This is a genomic window from Qipengyuania flava (assembly GCF_019448255.1).
GTDB classification, from domain to species: Bacteria; Pseudomonadota; Alphaproteobacteria; order Sphingomonadales; family Sphingomonadaceae; genus Qipengyuania; species Qipengyuania flava_A.
Genome location: NZ_CP080410.1, coordinates 1,776,985 through 1,795,955, shown reverse-complemented (window position 1 = coordinate 1,795,955; position 18,971 = coordinate 1,776,985). Strand labels below are relative to the sequence as shown.

The following is an 18,971-nucleotide window of genomic DNA, read 5'->3' as shown; positions in this document are numbered from 1 at the left end:
CCCCGCCGCATGGCAGCGACGGGAGCGATGGCGCAAACCCTCTTCCGATACCTGGCCCTGGGCCTAGCCGGGATGCTGCTGGCATCCTGCGGCGGCGCTGTATCGCCCGAGGTTTCGGAGCTTGGCGACCAGCCGGTCGAATGCGCTCTGGCCGGGGCTGAGGACTTCGTGGCCGAATGCTATTTCGAGCCGGCCGACGATCCGGACGACACACGGCGCGTGATCCTGCATCCTGACGGCGGGTTCCGGGTGTTCGAGCAGGCAGAGACCTACAGCGGTTTTACGACCGGCGACGGCGCTTTGCCCGCCGTGGAAGAAGTTGTTGGCGATAAGGTCATCGTCTCCGTCGGTCCCGACCGTTACCGCTTCGACATGCCGGTGACCGGTGAGTGAGCCGGTCCTGACTGTCGCCGCGATGCGAGCGGCCGAGCGCGCGGTGATGGACGCAGGCACCAGCGAATGGGCCCTGATGCAGCGCGCCGGCGAGGGCGCGGCGCAATGGGTCATGCGCGCAGCGGCCGGGCGATCGGTGACCGTGCTCTGCGGTCCGGGCAACAACGGCGGCGATGGCTATGTGATTGCCGAGGCCTTGCGGCGAAAGGGCTACGCGGTGGACGTGGTCGCGCCGGTCGAGCCGAAGACCGAAACGGCGCGCACAGCGCGCTCCGCATACGCGGGCCCGGTTTCGAGCGAGGGTCCGTTGGACGGCGCGATCGTAGTGGACGCCCTGTTCGGCTACGGCTTGTCCCGAAGGGTCGAAGGTGATTTTGCGAGACTGCTTGAAGAGGTGAGCTCAAGTGCATCATATAAAATAGCAATTGATGTTCCGAGCGCTGTCGAAAGCGATACGGGCGCAGCCCTCGGTCCCCTGCCGCAATACGACCTCACCCTTGCGCTCGGCGCGTGGAAGCAGGCGCATGTAATGATGCCCACGATGGTCTCGATGGGCGAGCTGAAGTGCGTTCCGATCGGGCTCGACCTTGGCTCGGCCACCTCTTTCCTCAGCCATCCTCCGCGGCTTCAATCGCCCGGGGCCGACGCGCACAAATACCGCCGCGGTCTTCTGGCGATCGTAGCGGGCGCCATGCCCGGCGCTCCGCTTCTCGCAGCCGTGGCGGCCATGCGGGCAGGGGCGGGCTATGTGAAGCTGCTGAGCGCGCATTCGCATCCCGACGCACCGGCGGACCTTGTGATCGAGGGCGGATCTGCGGCGCTCGAGGACAAGCGCTTGTCGGCGGTCCTCGTAGGCCCGGGACTGGGGCGCGACGACAGCGCCTGCGAACACCTCGCCAGCGTGTTGGCTCGCCGCCAGCCCGCCGTGCTCGATGCCGACGCCTTGCACCTGCTCGATGCTGACGTGATCCAGCAGGCCGACGTCACGGCCCTGTGCCTGACCCCGCATGAAGGCGAACTGGCGGCGCTCTGCCAGGCCTTTGACGTCACGGCGCACAGCAAGCTCGACCGCGCCCGCGGGCTTCACGAACAGACCGGCCTGACGGTGCTGGCGAAGGGCCCCGATACGATCCTCGTGGGGGCAAAGGGGACACGTTTCTTCCCGCGCGCTTCCAGCTGGTTGTCGATTGCCGGCACCGGGGATGTGCTCGCCGGCATCACGGCATCCCGGCTTGCCGTGCATGGCGATCCGATGCGTGCGGCAGAGGAAGGCGCCTGGCTCCACCACGAAGCCGCACGGATTGCATCCCCGGCCTTTTCGGCCTCCGACCTTGCCCAGGCGGTCAAACCGGCCATGGCGTCCTTCCTATGAGCGAAAGCGAATCCATCCTCCGTATCGCCGCGCGCGGCGATGGCGTCACGGCTTCTGGCCGGCATGTGGCGGGCGCTGTTCCCGGTGACGTCGTGGCCGCTGACGGCACTGTGACGCCGGGACCGCACCACGCCGATCCGGCGTGTCCGCATTTCAGCGCCTGCGGTGGCTGCCAGCTCCAGCATGCCGACGAAGAAGCGCTGCGCCAGTTCGTGACCGACCGCGTGCTGAACGCCGCCGAAGGGCAGGGGCTGGAAGTGGGTGAAGCCCTGCCGACCCATCTTTCCCCCGCGAATTCCCGCCGCCGCGCCACACTGCACGCGCTACGCACCGCCAAGGGCGCGGTCCTGGGCTTTCGGGAAGGCGGCGCGAACCGCATCGTCGACATGCGCGAATGCCCGATCCTCGCACCGGAGCTGTTCGCGCTGACTGGCCCCTTGAGGGTTCTTGTTGCCCAGCACGCGGAGCGCAAGCCTGTCGATATCGAGCTGGCGCTGGTCGACCAGGGTATCGATTGCACGCTCAAGGGCATCGAGGCCGAGGGGCTTGCGGCGACCGAGGCGCTGCTCGACTTCGCCCGCGACAACGCGATTGCGCGCCTCTCGCTCGATCGTGGCTATGGGCCGGAAACCGTGTGGGAGCCCGAACCGCTCACCGTGACGCTGGCAGACGTGCCGGTGCCGTTCCCGCACGGCAGCTTCCTCCAGCCCACGCGCGATGGCGAACAGGTGCTATCGCAGGACGCACAGGCGTTCCTGGAAGGGGCATCGACCGTCGCGGATCTCTTCTCCGGTCTCGGGACTTTCGCCTTTGCGCTCGCCGGTCCGCGCAAGGTCCTCGCTGTCGAGGCGGCGTGCGATGCCCATCTTGCCTGCAAGACGGCGGCTAACGCCCGGCAGATTCCGGTCCTCACGCTCCACCGAGACCTGTTTCGCAATCCGCTGCAGGCGGATGAGGCGGGACGGTTCGGCGCGCTGCTGCTGGATCCTCCGCGAGCCGGCGCGCGCGAGCAGGTGGCACAGATTGCCGCCAGCACGGCCAGCCGCGTCGCCTATATAAGCTGCAATCCGGCCAGCTGGGCGCGCGATGCCAAGGTTCTGGTAGAGGCGGGCTTCCGGCTCGAAAAGCTACGCCCGGTGGGCCAGTTTCGCTGGTCGACCCATGTCGAGCTGACCAGCTACTTCACCCGCTAGCCGCGCAGCGCCTCGAGCAGCCGTTTGCGGAGCCAGTCCTGCGCGTCGGGCTGCGAATAGGCGTGGTCGGCGCCCGAGCAGCGTGCGAGGCGGTCATCGCCGCTGTCCCAGCGCTCGAGGAAGACCTGCGCCGTGCGGTCGTCCTCGGCGATCAGGAAGCGCACCGGACCAGCGAACTCGGCAATCCCGCCGCGCATCTCGTCTGCCAGAGAGGAGGGCGCAGCCTTCGCCTTCGAGGCCTGCATCAGCCCGCGCGCGAGCTTGCGCAGGTCGACACCGCCCGAAAGCAGGCGGAGCACTTCGCGTGGGTTTTTGAGCTTTTCGGCATAGCGCGAACGGACGGCGGACGGGGGCGGGGTATCGTCCTCCTCGTCCTCGATGGTCCACGGATTGCTCAGCACCAGCGCATCGCACTCGGCGCCGCCGGCAAGCATCAGCGCGCTGGCCGCGTCGCAATTGCCGAAGCCGACGACGCGCTCGACCTGCGGAGCCAGCGCGCGGAAAGCCTGAAGGGCAGCGGCGATATCCTTGCGCGACTTGCGGAAGCCTCGGTTCTCGCCTTCGCTGTCGCCGATCCCGCGCCGATCGAAGCGGAACACGGGAAAGCCCGCACGTGCAATCTCGGCGGCGAGGCGGCTTTGCGAATTGAAGGCGCCGGCGCGGATTTCGTTGCCTCCGCTCACAAGCAGCAGGCCGGTGGTCCCCGGCGCGCTGTCGATGGTCGCTCCGCAGCGCCTGCCCTGGCATTCGAAGGAAAGGGCGAGCCGGCTCATTGCTCCGCCCCTTGTCCTGCGATCAACGCGACCAGCGCCTGCGCCTGGTCGGCATCGTGATCATTCTCCGCGCGCAGCCACAGCGGTTTCCCGCCGACAGCGGTCTGTTCGATGGTCGAGTAGCCCGGCGGTGTGACCGCTTCGGCGGTTTCGAGTTCCTGCAGGAGGTCCGCGCCCAGCGCCCATCCGGCAAGGGTAAGTCCCTCGGTGCGCCCGCGCTCCATCAGCGTATCCGCAGTCTCTTCCTTGCCGGCTTCGCGCGCCGCGAGGACGCGGGCCCGGATCATCGAGCGCAGCACCTGCTTGGGCTTGGCGGGGGCATAGAGCCAGCCTTCCATCCCGTCCGGGACCAGCCAGCAGCCGGACCGCACGGCGAAGACGTGGGTCGCGCCGAAATGCGCGGCTGCGGCGGCAACGCTCGCGCGCCAGTGACCGAGCGTTTGCGCAGGGAAGGGCGCAAGGCTCTCGTTGCAGCCCGGCAGGTCGGGCAGGACGGAATCGATACCTGCTTCGTCAAGAAGGCGCATTATTTCATAGAGTTGGTGGCGCAACTTGTTCGATTCGTCGAACAGCGGAGCGACCAGCAGGACACGCTTGGATCGCTGCTGGTCGAAGACGAGCGCAATCTCCTCGCCCGTGCTGCCATCGGGCATCGGGCAAGGCCAGGGGGTGTACATGCTGGGGGCTTAGCCCTCGGCGACCTTGGCTTCGGCAAAGGCCAAAAGGCCGCCGTAGCTTTCCAGCATCTCGCCATCGACGTCTTCGTCTTCGATGACGATGTCGAGGCGGTCTTCCATTTCGGTGAGAAGGCCGGCGACGGCCATGGAGTCGAGCTCGGGCAGGTGGCCGAAGAGGCCGGTGTCGTTGTCGAAGCCTTCGACCTGCGTTTCCTCAAGCCCGAGGACGTCGCGCAGGATCCCGCGCAGCGTCTGGTCGATAGCGCTGCGGCTCGGCCCGGTCGGCTCGGCGTGTGCGGTTTCGGCGGTCATGGCTGCGGCGTTTCCCTGTCATTGCCCCGTTTCGAAGGCGTTGCCCTTAGCTGGCGCGATTGTGCGGTGCAAGGCGGCGCACCAGCATCTTGGCCAGAGCAGGCCAGGCGCGGGGCTGGCGCCAGTCAAGCGCGGTCAGGCGGTAGCGGGGGCGGTTCACTTCCATCCAGTCGCGTTTGTAGGCGTCCGAACCGGTCCCGAAATCGACCAGATCGACCCCGTCCGCATCGATCACATGCTCGAACAGCGCTGCGCTGAGGGTGGTGCCTGCCGACAGCGGCTTGGCCGCTTCAATGTGCGCGAGCTTGTGGATGTAGGCGGTGGCATTCTCGACCGTCCAGAATTGTGCGGCGACCGGGACACCCCCGGCGCGGGCGATGCCGAGGCGGATGCGGCCCGCTTGGCCCTCGGCTCGGGCAAAGGCTTCGAGGATGTCGGAGCGTTCCTCCTCAGGCTTCCAGCTTTCCGCGTAGATCGCCTGGTAGTCGGCCCAGGCGGCCTCGTCGAAGCGTGTCAGGATCTCGACCTCGACCTTCTTTGCCTTGCGCTTGAGCGTTGTGCGCATCTTGCCCGGGCGCTGGGCCCAGTATTCGGAGAAGCTCCGGCCGCCCACGGGCAGGACGTGGTTCTCGTCGCACGGTTCGCGCGATACAATCCAGCCTGCGCTGCGCAGGGCTTGCTCTAACTGGGTGGCGCTGCCGTCTTCATCGGGCAGGGGAGCGAGGGTGAGCGCGTGGGTTTTTCCGCGCAGATCGGCCGCCAGAGTTTCGAGCAATTCCGGATCGTCGCCCCGCGGGCGCCAAGTGAAGCTGAAGAAGTAGGTGAGGCTCTCAAGCCCCTCATCGCTGCGCTGCAAGGGCAGCATCACGACCTCATCGCTACGCTGCGCCACGGCGAAAAGCGGGCTTTCGAGCAGGGCGAACCAGTCGAGCCTGTCGAAAGGCCCCTGCGCGGACCGATCAAGCCCTTGCAGTTTGGTAACCGTCTCGTGATAGCTGACCGCGATGTCCAACGGATTTCCCTCGCTCAGGAGCGTTAATGCCTGATCCCACGCCGCTACCGCTCGATCAACTGGCCGAGCGCGGAAGTGCACAGGCACCCGCATTGGTGCTGCGCGACCGTACCCTTAGCTTCGAGGAGTTGAGGAAACGTGTCTCGCTGCTGGCCGGGTGGCTGGCCGCGCAGGCGGAGAAGGGTGCGCGGGTGGCCAGCTGGGCCGCCAAGGGCGAGCTGACCTGCCTGCTTCCGCTCGCGGCAGCGCGCGCCGGCCTCGTGCATGTGCCGATCAACCCGCTGCTGAAGCGCGCGCAGGTCGCACATATCCTTTCCGACAGCGGATCGGTATTGCTGATGGGCACCAAGGCGCGCCTCGCCACGCTGGAAGACGGCGATGCGCCTGCGGCCTGCACGGTGATCGAGGAGGACGCGGTCTTCGCCCTGGCTGAAGAGCACGGTGCCGGCCTGCCGCCATCGCAGCACGATCCCGACGACCTGGCGGCAATCCTCTACACCAGTGGATCGACGGGCCGGCCCAAGGGCGTCATGCTGAGCCATGCCAACATGTGGCTGGGTGCCGTCAGTGTGGCCGATTATCTCGGCATGGCGGGTGATGACGTCACGCTTGCCGTGTTGCCGCTAAGCTTCGACTACGGCCAGAACCAGCTTCTTTCGACCTGGTACGCCGGTGGCTGCGTGGTGCCGCTCGACTATCTCTTTCCGCGCGATGTCGCCAAAGCCTGCGCGAAGCACGGGGTCACGACGCTGGCGGCGGTTCCGCCCCTGTGGGTGCAACTGACCGATCTCGACTGGCCCGAAGAGGCCGTGTCATCCATGCGGCGCCTGACCAATTCGGGCGGGGCCCTGACGGTCGACCTGGTCGCCGATCTGCGCTCTATCTTCCCGCAATCGCGGCTTTTTCCGATGTACGGCCTGACCGAGGCCTTTCGTTCGACCTATCTCGATCCCGATCTGGTGGACACGCACCCCACCTCGATGGGCACGGCGATCCCCTTTGCCGAGATCCTGGTGATCACCGATGATGGCAGGCGCGCCGAGCCTGATGAGGAAGGCGAGCTGGTCCATTGCGGGCCGCTCGTGGCGCATGGCTACTGGCAGGACCCGACGCGCACCGCCGAACGCTTCAAGCCTGCGCCTGCCATGTCCGAATATGGCGGCACGGCGGTGTGGTCGGGCGACCGGGTCAAGCGCGACGCGCAGGGCCTGCTCTATTTCGTCGGTCGCCGCGATGCGATGATCAAGAGCGCAGGGAACCGCATCAGCCCGCAGGAACTCGAAAGTGCGGCGCTGGCGACGGGCCTTGTTGCCGAAGCCGTGGCGCTGGGCGTCAAGGACGAGCGGCTCGGCCACGCCATCCACCTTGTGGTCCGGCCCGATCCCGGCGCCGAGAACCCCGAAGAGGCGCTGCCGAAGGCGCTCAAGAAGGAGCTTCCCAACTTCATGCAACCGCACGCCTTCCACTGGCGCGAGACGCTGCCGCTCAACCCCAACGGCAAACTCGACCGCACTGCCATTGCTGCGGAGATCGGCGCATGAAGCCGCTTGGCCCCATTCCCGCAGGCTTTGCGGCTATCAATGGCGAGCTGGCGATCGGCGGCAAGCCTGCCAGCCACTGGGTCGAAGAGGCCGGCCGGACGCCGCTGTTCGTCTATTCGCGCGAGCGGATCGAACAGCGTTTTGCCGAGCTGCGCGCCGCGATGCCGGAACGTCTCAAGGTAAATTACGCCATTAAAGCCAACAGCTTTGGGCCCGTTCTTTCACTGGTTTCGACCCTTGCCGATGGCCTCGATATTGCCTCGGGCGGCGAGCTCGAAATGGTTCGCGCGACCGGTTTCGACCTGTCGCGTGTCAGCTTTGCCGGGCCTGGCAAGCGCGATGAGGAACTGAAGGCTGCGATCGAGGCGGGCGTCACGCTCAACCTCGAAAGCGAGAACGAAGCGCAGCGCGCGATAGCGATCGGCGGCGAGCTGGGCGTCACCCCGCGCATGGCGGTTCGCGTGAACCCGGATTTCGAGCTCAAGGGCTCGGGCATGAAGATGGGCGGGGGCGCGAAGCCCTTCGGGATCGACGCGGAGCGCGTCCCAGCGCTTATCCGGCGTATCCTGGATGCAGGCTGTGACTTCCGCGGATTGCACATCTTCACCGGCAGCCAGGCGCTGTCGGCCGAAGCGGTGATCGACATGCAGGCGAAGGTGCTCGATTGCGCGCACCGTCTGGCCGTCGAGGCGGACACGTCCATTCCCAAGCTCAACATGGGTGGGGGCTATGGCATCCCCTATTTCCCGGGCGACAAGCCGCTCGACATCACGGCGGTTGGTGAGGCGCTGGAACAGCGCTTCGCAGAACTTCCCGACACGCTTTCACAGTCCGAGCTGTTTATCGAACTTGGCCGCTATCTCGTTGGCGAAGCAGGAGTTTACCTGACCCGCATCGTCGACCGGAAGGACAGCTACGGCGAGACCTACCTCGTGACCGATGGCGGTTTGCACCACCAGCTTGCCGCCTCTGGCAACTTCGGCACGGTGGTGCGCAGGAACTATCCCGTCGCCATCGCCTCGCGCTTCACGGCCGAGCCGGTGGAGGAAGCCAATGTGGTGGGCTGCCTGTGCACCCCGCTCGACCGCCTTGCGGACAAGGCGCACCTGCCACGCGCCGAAGTGGGCGATCTGGTCGCCGTCTTCTGCGCCGGGGCCTACGGCGCCAGCGCATCCCCCAGTGCCTTTTTGGGACAGGGCCCGGCAGAAGAAATGCTCGTCTGAGCGCTGCGTGGTAAAGGCCGCAAAACCCGCGATTTCTGCGGGATTTGCTTGCTATGGCTAACGGTCTGTTCACCTTTTTCAGGCAATAGATATCCCAACTATGGGGAATAGCGGGCGCATTACGTGTCCGGGACAGCCCCGGTCGATGCCAGGGAAACGATTTATGCGCCTTACTCGTACCACCACGCTCCTTGCCGGATGCGCTGCCTCCACGCTGGTACTGGGCGGCTGCGCGGCGGGCAGCGGCGAGCAGCTTCCCCCGGCGACCTTTGTGGCCATGCAGGAAGGCCCGGGCGAGGAGTATGTGATCGGCCCGCTCGACGAGCTGACGATCCACGTCTGGCGCAATCCGGAACTGGGCGCCGAGAAGATCCAGGTGCGCCCGGACGGCCGCATCACGATCCCGCTGGTCAAGGACATGCCGGCGGTCGGCAAGACGCCTTCGATGCTGGAAGAGGATATCCGCCTCCAGCTCAGCCAGTACATCGAAGACCCGCTGGTCTCGGTGATCGTCAACGAATTTGCCGGCACCTTCAGCCAGCAGGTCCGCATCGTCGGTGCGACCGAGCAGCCGGCTTCGCTGCCGTACCGCGCGAACATGACCGTGCTCGACGCGATGATCGCCGTCGGCGGCCTGTCGGAGTTTGCCGCGGGCAACCGTGCGAAGCTCATCCGCTTCGACAAGCAGCTTGGCCGCCAGCGCGAATACGCGCTGCGCCTGACCGACCTGCTCAAGCGCGGCGACAGCAAGGCGAACGTCCTCCTTCAGCCGGGTGATGTGATCATCATCCCGGAAAGCACCTTCTAAGGGGATACGGGGGGCATGCAGGAAGTCTTCGACGAGATCCGCAGCGCGCTGCACACGGTGTGGAACCGCCGGTGGATCGCGCTTGCCGTGGCCTGGGGTGTCTGCATTCTGGGCTGGCTGGCGATCGGGTTGATCCCGAACAGCTATGAAAGCCGGGCGCGTATCTACGTCGAGCTTGAAGACGTGCTGTCCGAACAGCTCGATATTTCGGGCGATGGCAAGCAGGCCATCACCAAGGTCCGCCAGACGCTCGTGAGCGCCGTCAATCTCGAACGCGTGGTGCGCAACACCAAGCTGGGCGAGAAGGTGGCGACCGACACCGAGATGCAGAGCGCGGTCGAGAACCTGACCAAGAACATCCTCGTCGAAAGCGAGCAGGACAACCTCTTCCAGATCACTGCGACCGTCGGCAAGTCGAGCTTCAGCGATGCCGAGAACGCCGCGCTGGCCAAGGACGTGGTCCAGAACCTGATCGACATTTTTCGCGAGTCCAACATCGCCGGCAATCGCGGCGACGTGGCCGATACGATCGCGTTCCTCGACGAGCAGCTCGAAGACCGCAAGCGCGAACTGGAAGCGGCCGAGCAGCGCCGGCTTGCCTTCGAGGCGCAGCATCCCGACCTCATCGGCGGCACCGGCTCGGTTGCCGGTCGTCTCCAGGGCATGCGCAGCGAGATGCGCGGCATCGATGCCGATATCGCGGCGGCGCAAAGCGCGCTGGCAGCGATCAATGGCCAGATCGCCAGCACGCCGCGCACGATCCTCTCCCCGAACAGCGGCGGTGCTCGTGGTGCCCTGATGTCGGCCGAATCGCAGCTTGCCGCCATGCGTGCACGCGGGCTGACCGATAGCCATCCCGATATCCAGGCCCAGCAGCGCCAGATTGCCGCGCTGCGCGAACAGGCGGCGCGCGAACCGGCAGGGGCCGGCGGCTCGCCGAACCCGGCCTATACCTCGCTCCAGTCGATCCAGGCCGAGCGCCAGGCCAATGTTCAGGCGCTCCAGGCCCGCAAGGCCGCGCTCCAGTCCGACATCTCCGCGCTGGTCGCAGCCCAGGCCGACGAACCGGCCGTTGCTGCCGAAGCCAACCGCATCAGCCGCGACTACGAAGTCCTCAAGGACAAGTATGACGAGCTGCTCAAGGACCGCGAGGAAATGCGCCTGCGCGGCCAGGTCGAAACCGAACGCAGCGCCTTCCAGTTCGAAGTTATCGACCCGCCGACCGCGCCGCGCAATCCGTCGGCTCCCAACCGTCCGCTCCTGCTGCTCGGCGTGCTCATCGTCGGCATCGGTGCTGGCGCGGGCGTGGCCTTCGTCATGGGCCAGCTGAAGTCCAGCTTTACAACGGCCGACAAGCTCGAGCGCACACTCGACCTGCCGGTCATCGGCACGATCTCGCGCTCGATGACCGATGCGGCCCGCGCGCATGAGAAGCTTCGCCTCAAGCAGTTCCTGGCGGGTGCCGGGGGGCTGGCGGGCGTGTGCTTCTTGCTGCTGGTGGTCGAAATCATCCAGGTCGGCTCGGTGGCCTGAGGGGGGAACGTGTCCGTGAATAAGCCCACAAACATCGTCCCGCCCAAGGATGGCGAGGATAAGCCCAAAAAGGGATCGCTGTTCGAACGCGCGAGCGGCGCCTTCGGTCTCGACCGGTTGGCGCCGGCGGCCGTTCCCGAGAAGCTCGCGGACGACAAGGCCAAGAAATTCGCGCCCAAGCGCAAGAGCGACACGGCGGCTGCTCCCGCGCCGACGCAGGAAACGCCCAAGCGCCGTGCCTCCGACTGGATCGGAGAGGCCGCGTCGGACGCATCGGCCGTACCGGCCGCAGCGCCCACTGTCGCGGCAGAACCGGCCAAGCCCGCGGTAGTATTCAACGGTCCGAAGCAGGCGGTCCCGCGCGAAATCCTGCGCGAAAAAGGTCTGATCGATCCCGACGGCGGCGCTTCGACGCTGCTGGAAGAATTCAGGATCGTGAAGCGCCAGGTGCTCTCCACCGCAAAGGCGGAAGGCACACAGCAGTCGCGCCGGGTGCTGGTCTGTTCGCCGCACCCCAACGAAGGCAAGACCTTCTGCGCGCTCAACCTCGCCATCGCCCTTGCCGGCGAGCGTGACATGGAAGTGCTCCTGGTCGATGCCGATTTCGGCAAGCCCTCGATCATGGGCTCGCTCGGTCTTGAAGCCGGGCGCGGCTTCATGGACGTGCTGGCCGATCCCGCTTCGCATGTCGAAGACGTGGTCGTCGGCACCGATATCCCGGGCCTGTGGGTCCTGCCCGCCGGTCAGCGCACTGGCCGCGACAGCGAATACCTTGCCAGCGAGCGCACCTGGACGGTGCTCAACAGCCTGACCCGCGGCGCTCCCAACCGTATCATCGTGTTCGACAGCCCGCCGGCCCTGGCCGCGACGCCAGCTGCCGAACTGGCCAAGCATGTCGGCCAGGCGCTGCTCGTTGCGCGAGCCGACATGAGCGGGCGCGCCGCGCTCGAAGATGCCGTCGATCTCCTGTCGGCCTGTCCCGACATCAAGCTGCTGCTCAATGATGCCACGTTCAGCCCGAGCGGGCGCAAGTTTGGCAGCTATTATGGATATGGGGAGTAAACCCATGGCCCAGCGTTACAAATTTCGTCTGATCGCCAGCGCTTCTGCTGCGCTTGTCCTGGCCAGCGCCGCTCCGCTCGCCGCGCAGTCCTATCAGGGCGCCGGTGCCGATGATGCCGAAGCGGAAGCCGAGGGTGTCGGCCAAGGGCGCGGGCGCGTCGAGATCAATCCCTATATCGAAGCCAATTCGATTGCCGCCTGGCAGATTTCGCCCATCAGCGATGTGGTGACCTACACCCAGATCGCGGCCGGCGTGGACGCATCGATCAACGGGCGGAACAACGGGGGCAGCGTCTCGCTGCGCTACGAGCGCAACTTCGCGCACCAGAACAGCGGATCGGATTCCGATACGATCACGGGTATCGCTCGCGGCTACGCCTCGATCGTCCCGCGCGTCCTCACATTCGAGGCAGGCGCGCTGGCCAGCAGCACCCGGGTCGATGCGCAGGGCCGTTCGGTGATCAACCCGATCGTCGACGACAACTTCTCGACCCAGACCTACTCGGTTTACGCAGGGCCGAACCTGACGACCCGTGCAGGCGATGTCGAAATCGAAGGCAATTACCGGATCGGCTATACCCGTGTGGATGGACCCGATTTCGTCGGTGCCGGCGGACAGCCTGCCGACCTCTTCGACGACAGCGTCACCCATAGCGCCAGCATCCGCGCGGGCACGCGTCCGGGCGAACCGCTGCCGGTGGGTGTGGGCGTTGGCGCCGGGTACTACCAGGAAGACGTCTCCAACCTCGATCAGCGCGTGCGCGATGCCTATGTGCGCGGCGATGTGACCTTCCCGGTCACGCCGACCCTGGCCTTCGTGGCCGGCGCGGGCGTGGAGGATGTCGAGGTTTCGAGCCGCGACGCCGTGCGCGATGCATCGGGCAATCCGGTCATCGGTGCCGACGGGCGCTTTGTTACCGACAAGGCCAGCCCGCGGATCATCGCCTATGAAGCCAGCGGCCTGATCTGGGATGTGGGCGTTGTCTGGACGCCCAGCAGCCGCACCCAGCTCGAAGCGCGTTTCGGCCATCGCTACGATAGCGAAACCTTCTACGGCAGCTTCAGCTGGCAGCCGAGCCGCCGCAGCAACTTCCAGATCGGCGTCTATGACGGCATCCAGGGCTTTGGCGGCCGCCTCAACAACTCGCTGGCTGCGCTTCCGACCGACTTCACGGTCACGCGCGATCCGGTCACGGGTGAGCTGACCGGCTGTGTCGCCACGCTCGACGGCGCAGGCTGCCTCGACGGCCTGCTCGGCTCGGTCCGCTCCTCGGTCTTCCGCGGCCGCGGCGTTGTGGCGAGCTATTCGCGCCAGGTTGGCCGTGTGACCGCCAATATCGGCGCCGGCTATGACCGCCGCCGCTTCATCGGCGCGCCGGGCACCGTGCTCGCGCTGGCCGATGGCATCGTGGACGAGAGCTTCTACCTCACCGCGGGCGTTTCCGGCCCGATCGGGGACCGTGCGAACTACTCGATCAACACCTTCGCGAGCTGGTTCGATAGCGGCGCAGCCAACACGGGCGACGTCCGTGCGCTGGGTAGCTCGGCGAGCTACACGCAGGAGGTGTTCCGCAACCTCTCCGCCCGCGCTGCCGTCGCCATCTCGATGCTCGACAGCGACACGGCAAACGACAACTTCACGACCGCTTCGGCCCTGCTCGGCCTGCGCTACGATTTCTGATAGGACATCCGGCATGTACGAAGAATTTTACGGTCTCAGCGAGCGCCCCTTCCAGCTCACGCCCGACCCGGCCTTCTATTTCGAAAGCATCACGCACAAGAAGGCGCTGAGCTACCTCGGCTATGGCCTCAACCAGGGTGAAGGCTTTGTGGTCATCACCGGCGAGGTGGGTTCGGGCAAGTCGACGCTGGTCGCGCATCTCAAGCAGAAGCTCGACGATGATCGGATGACCGTTGGTGAAGTGGTGACGAGCGCGCTCGACGATGACGAGATGATCCATGTGGCCGCGCGCAGCTTCGGCCTCGATATCGAAGGCGGGGACAAGGCCGCCGCGCTCGCCGCGATCGAACTGTTCCTGCACGAAGAAGCCCGCAACGGACGCCGCGTGCTGCTGATCGTCGACGAGGCCCAGAACCTGTCCATCGGCGCGCTCGAAGAACTGCGCATGCTGTCGAACTTCCAGCTCGGCGCGCATCCGCTGCTGCAGACGCTCCTGCTCGGCCAGCCGGAGTTCAAGCAGCTCCTCGCCCATTCCGACGAGCTGGAGCAGCTTCGCCAGCGCGTAATTGCCGCACACCACTTGGAGCCGATGCAGCCGGGCGAGATCGAGCCCTATGTCATGCACCGCCTGGAGCATGTCGGCTGGAACGGCAGCCCCGAAATCGACAGCGGCATCTGGGTGAAGCTTCACAAGGCTACCGGCGGCATCCCGCGCCGGATCAACCAGGTCATGACTCGCCTCCTGCTGCTTGGCGCCGTGGAAGAACAGGCCGTTCTGGAAGCGGACATGCTCGACGCGGTGGTCGAGGAAATGGCCGGTGACGCATCGCCTTCCGACGAGCTGGAGAAGGGCCCGCGCCCCGATCGCGACCTCCCGGCAGCCGAAGCCATCGCCAAGGCGAAGGACGAAGCCCGCAAGCCGGTGGAACAGCCGCAGACTGCTGCCGCTCCTGTGGCGGACCAGGCGGAAACCTCGGACAAGGGGCTGCTCGACTACCAGATCGAGGCGATTGAGGCCGCTTTCGCCCAGCGCGACAAGCACATGGCCGCGCTGCGCCGCGAAGTGGAGAAGCTGGGCCAGAACGCCAGCTCGGGCGAGCTGCCGGACGATGTCGGCCAGCGTCTTTCCGCAATCGAAGCCCGGCTCGACGAGCAGGAACGCTCCTTGCGCCATGTGCTGACCATGATGATAGACTATTTCGAAGCGCAGGGTTCGCGCGCAGCGGCCTGACCATCCAAGAGGAGACTGCGTTGAACGAGAGTTCCATCGTCAACGGCCTCTCGGTCGATGTCGAAGACTGGTTCCAGGTCGGCGCGTTCGAGAACACCATCGCGCGCGAGGACTGGGACGGTCTCGAGCTGCGCGTGGGCGACAATGTCGCGCGTATCCTCGACCTGTTCGACGAAGCGGGCGTCAAAGGCACCTTCTTCTCGTTGGGCTGGGTGGCGGAGCGCAATCCGGCGGCCATGCGGGCGATTGTCGAGCGCGGACACGAACTGGCCAGCCACGGCTATGACCACACCCGCGTGTTCACCTTCACGCGCGAGGAATTCGCCGCTGACCTCGCCAAGTCGCGCGCGATCCTGGAGGATACGAGCGGGCAGGCCATTACCGGCTACCGCGCGCCCAGTTTCTCGATCGATGCGCGCAACGCCTGGGCGCATGAGGTTCTGGCGGAGCAGGGCTATGCTTACTCTTCCTCCGTCGCGCCGGTGGTCCACGACCACTACGGCTGGCGCGAGGCACCGCGTTTTGCCTTCGATCCCGTGCCGGGCAGCGATCTTGTCGAGATCCCGGTCACGACGGCGCTGTTTCGCGGCAAGCGGCTCGCAGCAGGGGGCGGGGGCTTCTTCCGCGTGCTGCCCTATGGCTTCAGCCGCTGGGCCATCCGCCAGGTCAACCGCGATGGCCGCCCGGCGATCTTCTATTTCCACCCGTGGGAAGTCGATCCGGGCCAGCCGCGGGTTGCGGGCGCGCCCATGCGATCGCGCCTGCGCCACTACACCAATCTGTCGCGCATGGCGGGCAAGCTCACCGACCTTCTCGGCGATTTCGAGTGGGGCCGGATGGACTCGCTGGCCGAGCGCGAAAAACCGCGCAGCCTGAAGTGGGCGGCATGAACGCGCCGCTAAAGCACAGCGCAAGCCTGCGCGTGGCCGAGCTGCGCCAGCCCGACGAGGCGGCGCGGATCGAAGGCTTCGTGCGCGAGCAGGGCGGCAGTGTGTTCCAGCGCCCGCTCTGGTTGTCGGCCATCGAGGCGGGCACCGGCAACGAAGCGACCGGTCTCGTGCTGGAGCGTGCCGGTCAGCTCGAAGGCTGGCTGCCGCTGACCCTCGTCCATTCCCCGCTGTTCGGCCGCGCGCTCGTATCGAGCGGTTTCGGCGTAGGCGGCGGCGTGCTTGCGCGGCGCGATGACGACGCCGCGGATTTGTGCCGCGGTGCGGAGGAAATGGCCCAGCGCCTGTCGGTCCCGACCATCGAGCTGCGCGGCAAGGGCGCGCCGGCCGACTGGCAGGTCATTGAAGGCAAGCACGCGAACTTCGCCGCCGATCTCGCTTCGGATGACGAAGCGCAGTTGCTCGCCATTCCGCGCAAGGCCCGCGCCGAAGTGCGCAAGGGCCTGAAGAACGACCTCGAGATCACCACGGGATCGGGCGAAGCGGACCGTGCGGCGCATTACGCCGTCTACGCCGAAAGCGTTCGCAACCTCGGCACGCCGGTATTCCCGCGCAGCCTGTTCGATGCGGTTCTCGATGCTTTTGGCGAGAATGCCGATATCCTCACCGTGCGCCACCAGGGCGTCCCGGTTTCGAGTGTCCTGTCGCTCTATCACGCAGGCGCCGTCATGCCTTTCTGGGGCGGCGGCACCTGGCACGCACGCGGCCTGCGCGCCAACGAGCGCATGTATTACGAGCTGATGCTCCACGCGCGGCGCAAGGGCTGCACCCGGTTCGATTACGGACGCTCGAAGACGGGCAGCGGACCCTTTTCGTTCAAGAAGAACTGGGGCTTCGAGCCCGAACCGCTGACCTATTTCAGCTGGTCGGCACCCGGTGTCGAGGCGCGCAATATCGACCCCACCGACGAAGGCTATTCGGCCAAGATCGCCCTGTGGAAGCGCTTGCCTCTGCCTATCGCCAACCGGCTCGGCCCATGGATCGCGCGCGGACTGGGCTGACATGGGCGAAGTGCTGTTCCTGGCCCACCGGGTCCCGTTTCCGCCGGACCGCGGTGACAAGATCCGCTCGCACAACCTCTTGAAGGGCCTGGCCGCGCTTGGCCCGGTGCATGTCGGCACCTTTGGCGAAACACCGCAGGACATGGCGCAGAAGGGCGAGCTTGCCCGGCTTGCCAAGACCCACGCGCTGATCGAGCGCAGCAAGCCGCTGCCGCTGGCCGGGCTGGAGGCCCTGTTCAAGTCCAAGCCCGTCAGCCTTACAGCCTTCGACCACGAAGCGATGCGCCGGTATGTGGCCAAGACGCTGGGCAACCACCGGATCGAGACGATCTTCGTGTTCTCCGGCCAGATGGGCCAGTACATTCCCGATAGCTACACCGGCCGCGTCGTCATCGACCTTTGCGACGTCGATAGCGCCAAGTTCGAAGCCTATGCCGAGGCCGGGCAGCGGCGCTGGCTGAACACGCGGGAAGGGCGCCTGCTGTCGGCTGAGGAAGCCCGTCTTGCGCGGCGCGCCGATACGACCCTGCTCATTAGCGAGAACGAGGCGGCGCTGCTACGTTCGCGCCTGCCGCAGGGCAGCGAGGCATGCCTGCGCGCGCTGGGCAACGGTATCGATGCCGCATTCTTCGCGCCGGATCAGGCAGAGCTCCAGCCCGACCTCGAAGAGGGAGAGGATCCGCAGCTCGTCTTCACCGGGCAGATGGACTACGCCCCCAATGTTGCTGCGGCGGAATGGATGATCGAGAACGTCCTGCCCGAGCTGCGCAAGACCTACGCGCGGGCGCGTTTCCATATTGTCGGCCGCGCACCGACGCCCGCGCTCAAGGATCGTCATGGCGAACATGGCGTGCGCGTGTGGGGCGAGGTTCCCGATGTGCGCCCGTTCCTCAAATCGGCTGACCTTGTCGTCGCTCCGCTTCTGATCGCGCGCGGTGTGCAGAACAAGGTGCTGGAGGCGATGGCCATGGGAAAACCCGTCGTCGTGACGCCCGGCGCAGCAACGGGTATCGATGCAAGCGATGGCGAGCACTTCGCGATTGCTCCGGCGGAGGCCGCGCCGATGCTGGCGCGGATCGAAGCCCTGCTTGCCGATGACGAAGCACGCGCAGCCATGGGCCGTGCGGCGCGCGAATTTGTCCTTGAAAGGATGAGCTGGGCAAGCGTCCACGCGCAGCTTGCCGACCTTCTCAATTCAGACCAGGCGCCGCGCGATGCAGCCTGATGCCGCCCTGACCCGCGCACCGGCACAGGCCTGGGGCAGGGCGCTCGCGCTGCTTGGTGCGGTGTGGCTCGGCCTGTTCTGGCTGACCTTCCCGCAATGGGCGCAGATGGCGCATCAATGGTGGGATATCGACACCTACAGCCATATCCTCCTCGTCCCGCCAATCGTGGCGTGGCTCGCCTGGAACCGGATGGAGGAGCTGACGAAGTTTGCCCCGACGGGGTGGCTGCCCGGTTTGGCGGGCGTGGTTCTCGGCTTGGTCGTGTGGCTCATAGGACTCCGGATGGACATCAACCTCATCGCGCAGGCGGGCACGGTATTTGCCTTCCAGAGCGCGGCGTTCGCGGTTCTCGGCCTCCGCGCTGGGCTGATCCTCGCCTTCCCGCTCGGCTACATGGCTTTCCTCGTACCCTTCGGTGACGAGATCATCCCGCCCCTGCAATTCGTCACCGCCGAAATTGCCACGGCCCTGACGATGTGGAGCGGGATCGACACGGTTGCCGACGGCATCCTGATCGACACGCCGGCGGGCCTGTTCATCGTGGCGGAGGAATGCTCGGGCGTGAAATTTCTCATCGCCATGGTCGCCCTCGGCGTACTCGTCGCGCACACCTGTTTCTCGAGCTGGAATCGGCGCGCTTGGTTCCTGCTGGCCTGCGTGGTGGTGCCGATCATCGCCAATGGCATCCGCGCCTGGGCGACGATCTTCATCGCCCAGTATATCGGGGCCGAGGCAGCGGGCAGCTTCGACCATATCGTTTATGGCTGGGTGTTCTTCGGCATCGTGATCGCACTCGTGCTGGGCGTCGCCTGGCGCTGGTTCGAACGCGAGCCGGAAGAAGCGGGCTGGAGCGCGCAAGAGGTGGCAGAACTGCCCCTCGTCGCCCCGCTCGAAGGGCGCGCGCACACCCCTGCGCTGGTCGCCGGCATCGCGCTGGCGGTCGCATTGCTCTTTGCCGTTGTCGGCCGCGTCGGCTAGGCCGCTCG

Annotated in this window: 18 protein-coding genes; 14 read left to right on the top strand and 4 right to left on the bottom strand. The window is 66.3% G+C overall.

What is annotated here, in order from left to right; genetic code table 11:
- The first annotated feature begins 27 nt into the window (after positions 1-27).
- From KUV82_RS08860 to KUV82_RS08850, 3 genes are read left to right on the top strand one after another with little or no spacing between them, the layout of a single operon-like run.
- Positions 28-393, top strand: a complete 366-nt coding sequence (locus KUV82_RS08860; RefSeq protein WP_219953938.1) for a hypothetical protein — start codon at positions 28-30, stop codon at positions 391-393.
- Positions 386-1,765, top strand: a complete 1,380-nt coding sequence (locus tag KUV82_RS08855; protein ID WP_258319696.1) for an NAD(P)H-hydrate dehydratase — start codon at positions 386-388, stop codon at positions 1,763-1,765. The genes KUV82_RS08860 and KUV82_RS08855 overlap by 8 nt, the downstream gene beginning before the upstream one ends.
- Positions 1,762-2,958, top strand: a complete 1,197-nt coding sequence (locus KUV82_RS08850; RefSeq protein WP_219953937.1) for a class I SAM-dependent RNA methyltransferase — start codon at positions 1,762-1,764, stop codon at positions 2,956-2,958. Before KUV82_RS08855 ends, KUV82_RS08850 begins: the two co-directional genes overlap by 4 nt.
- Here KUV82_RS08850 and KUV82_RS08845 read toward each other — a convergent pair.
- Genes KUV82_RS08845 through KUV82_RS08830 form a run of 4 tightly spaced genes read right to left on the bottom strand, consistent with a single transcriptional unit; the run spans position 2,955 to position 5,732 of the window.
- Complete coding sequence (locus KUV82_RS08845; RefSeq protein WP_219953936.1) at positions 2,955-3,731, bottom strand: hydrolase 1, exosortase A system-associated; 777 nt, start codon at positions 3,729-3,731, stop codon at positions 2,955-2,957. The genes KUV82_RS08850 and KUV82_RS08845 overlap by 4 nt on opposite strands.
- The gene (locus KUV82_RS08840) at positions 3,728-4,384 is read right to left on the bottom strand and encodes a hypothetical protein (protein WP_258319695.1); all 657 of its coding nucleotides are present in this window, start codon (positions 4,382-4,384) and stop codon (positions 3,728-3,730) included. The genes KUV82_RS08845 and KUV82_RS08840 overlap by 4 nt, the downstream gene beginning before the upstream one ends.
- Positions 4,385-4,417: 33 nt before the next feature.
- Positions 4,418-4,720: an acyl carrier protein gene (locus tag KUV82_RS08835; protein WP_219953934.1), complete on the bottom strand. Its 303-nt coding sequence runs from the start codon at positions 4,718-4,720 to the stop codon at positions 4,418-4,420.
- A gap of 46 nt (positions 4,721-4,766) precedes the next feature.
- Positions 4,767-5,732, bottom strand: a complete 966-nt coding sequence (locus KUV82_RS08830; RefSeq protein ID WP_258319694.1) for a GNAT family N-acetyltransferase — start codon at positions 5,730-5,732, stop codon at positions 4,767-4,769.
- Positions 5,733-5,758: 26 nt separating this feature from the next.
- Between KUV82_RS08830 and KUV82_RS08825 the strand changes: the two genes are divergently transcribed.
- From KUV82_RS08825 to xrtA, 11 genes are all read left to right on the top strand, one after another.
- The gene (locus KUV82_RS08825; protein ID WP_219953933.1) at positions 5,759-7,273 is read left to right on the top strand and encodes an acyl-CoA ligase (AMP-forming), exosortase A system-associated; all 1,515 of its coding nucleotides are present in this window, start codon (positions 5,759-5,761) and stop codon (positions 7,271-7,273) included.
- The gene (locus tag KUV82_RS08820; protein ID WP_219953932.1) at positions 7,270-8,496 is read left to right on the top strand and encodes a pyridoxal-dependent decarboxylase, exosortase A system-associated; all 1,227 of its coding nucleotides are present in this window, start codon (positions 7,270-7,272) and stop codon (positions 8,494-8,496) included. Before KUV82_RS08825 ends, KUV82_RS08820 begins: the two co-directional genes overlap by 4 nt.
- A gap of 163 nt (positions 8,497-8,659) precedes the next feature.
- Complete coding sequence (locus KUV82_RS08815; protein ID WP_219953931.1) at positions 8,660-9,304, top strand: XrtA/PEP-CTERM system exopolysaccharide export protein; 645 nt, start codon at positions 8,660-8,662, stop codon at positions 9,302-9,304.
- A 15-nt stretch (positions 9,305-9,319) separates the two neighbouring features.
- Positions 9,320-10,837, top strand: a complete 1,518-nt coding sequence (locus KUV82_RS08810) for an XrtA system polysaccharide chain length determinant (RefSeq protein WP_219953930.1) — start codon at positions 9,320-9,322, stop codon at positions 10,835-10,837.
- A gap of 15 nt (positions 10,838-10,852) precedes the next feature.
- Entirely contained in the window at positions 10,853-11,899 is a 1,047-nt protein-coding gene (locus tag KUV82_RS08805) for a capsular biosynthesis protein (protein ID WP_309148070.1), read from the top strand.
- A gap of 4 nt (positions 11,900-11,903) precedes the next feature.
- The gene (locus KUV82_RS08800) at positions 11,904-13,580 is read left to right on the top strand and encodes a preprotein translocase subunit YajC (RefSeq protein ID WP_219953928.1); all 1,677 of its coding nucleotides are present in this window, start codon (positions 11,904-11,906) and stop codon (positions 13,578-13,580) included.
- Positions 13,581-13,593: 13 nt separating this feature from the next.
- Positions 13,594-14,811, top strand: a complete 1,218-nt coding sequence (locus KUV82_RS08795; RefSeq protein ID WP_219953927.1) for an XrtA/PEP-CTERM system-associated ATPase — start codon at positions 13,594-13,596, stop codon at positions 14,809-14,811.
- A gap of 20 nt (positions 14,812-14,831) precedes the next feature.
- Positions 14,832-15,701: an XrtA system polysaccharide deacetylase gene (locus tag KUV82_RS08790; RefSeq protein ID WP_219953926.1), complete on the top strand. Its 870-nt coding sequence runs from the start codon at positions 14,832-14,834 to the stop codon at positions 15,699-15,701.
- Positions 15,698-16,759, top strand: coding sequence for a FemAB family XrtA/PEP-CTERM system-associated protein (locus tag KUV82_RS08785; RefSeq protein ID WP_219953925.1), 1,062 nt, complete (start codon positions 15,698-15,700; stop codon positions 16,757-16,759). The genes KUV82_RS08790 and KUV82_RS08785 overlap by 4 nt, the downstream gene beginning before the upstream one ends.
- Position 16,760: 1 nt before the next feature.
- Positions 16,761-17,984 (top strand): TIGR03087 family PEP-CTERM/XrtA system glycosyltransferase, encoded by a 1,224-nt coding sequence (locus tag KUV82_RS08780; protein WP_219953924.1) that lies wholly within the window; start codon positions 16,761-16,763, stop codon positions 17,982-17,984.
- Positions 17,974-18,963, top strand: coding sequence for an exosortase A (gene xrtA, locus KUV82_RS08775; protein WP_219953923.1), 990 nt, complete (start codon positions 17,974-17,976; stop codon positions 18,961-18,963). The genes KUV82_RS08780 and xrtA overlap by 11 nt, the downstream gene beginning before the upstream one ends.
- Positions 18,964-18,971 lie beyond the last annotated feature (8 nt).

Excerpts from the sequence above, each read along its gene's own strand:
- KUV82_RS08860 (WP_219953938.1), top strand. The coding sequence starts at position 28 with ATGGCGCAAACCCTCTTCCGATACCTGGCCCTGGGCCTAGCCGGGATG.
- KUV82_RS08850 (WP_219953937.1), top strand. The coding sequence starts at position 1,762 with ATGAGCGAAAGCGAATCCATCCTCCGTATCGCCGCGCGCGGCGATGGC.
- KUV82_RS08845 (WP_219953936.1), bottom strand. The coding sequence starts at position 3,731 with ATGAGCCGGCTCGCCCTTTCCTTCGAATGCCAGGGCAGGCGCTGCGGA.
- KUV82_RS08840 (WP_258319695.1), bottom strand. The coding sequence starts at position 4,384 with ATGCCCGATGGCAGCACGGGCGAGGAGATTGCGCTCGTCTTCGACCAG.
- KUV82_RS08835 (WP_219953934.1), bottom strand. The coding sequence starts at position 4,720 with ATGACCGCCGAAACCGCACACGCCGAGCCGACCGGGCCGAGCCGCAGC.
- KUV82_RS08825 (WP_219953933.1), top strand. The coding sequence starts at position 5,759 with ATGCCTGATCCCACGCCGCTACCGCTCGATCAACTGGCCGAGCGCGGA.
- KUV82_RS08820 (WP_219953932.1), top strand. The coding sequence starts at position 7,270 with ATGAAGCCGCTTGGCCCCATTCCCGCAGGCTTTGCGGCTATCAATGGC.
- KUV82_RS08815 (WP_219953931.1), top strand. The coding sequence starts at position 8,660 with ATGCGCCTTACTCGTACCACCACGCTCCTTGCCGGATGCGCTGCCTCC.
- KUV82_RS08810 (WP_219953930.1), top strand. The coding sequence starts at position 9,320 with ATGCAGGAAGTCTTCGACGAGATCCGCAGCGCGCTGCACACGGTGTGG.
- KUV82_RS08800 (WP_219953928.1), top strand. The coding sequence starts at position 11,904 with ATGGCCCAGCGTTACAAATTTCGTCTGATCGCCAGCGCTTCTGCTGCG.
- KUV82_RS08795 (WP_219953927.1), top strand. The coding sequence starts at position 13,594 with ATGTACGAAGAATTTTACGGTCTCAGCGAGCGCCCCTTCCAGCTCACG.
- KUV82_RS08785 (WP_219953925.1), top strand. The coding sequence starts at position 15,698 with ATGAACGCGCCGCTAAAGCACAGCGCAAGCCTGCGCGTGGCCGAGCTG.
- KUV82_RS08780 (WP_219953924.1), top strand. The coding sequence starts at position 16,761 with ATGGGCGAAGTGCTGTTCCTGGCCCACCGGGTCCCGTTTCCGCCGGAC.
- xrtA (WP_219953923.1), top strand. The coding sequence starts at position 17,974 with ATGCAGCCTGATGCCGCCCTGACCCGCGCACCGGCACAGGCCTGGGGC.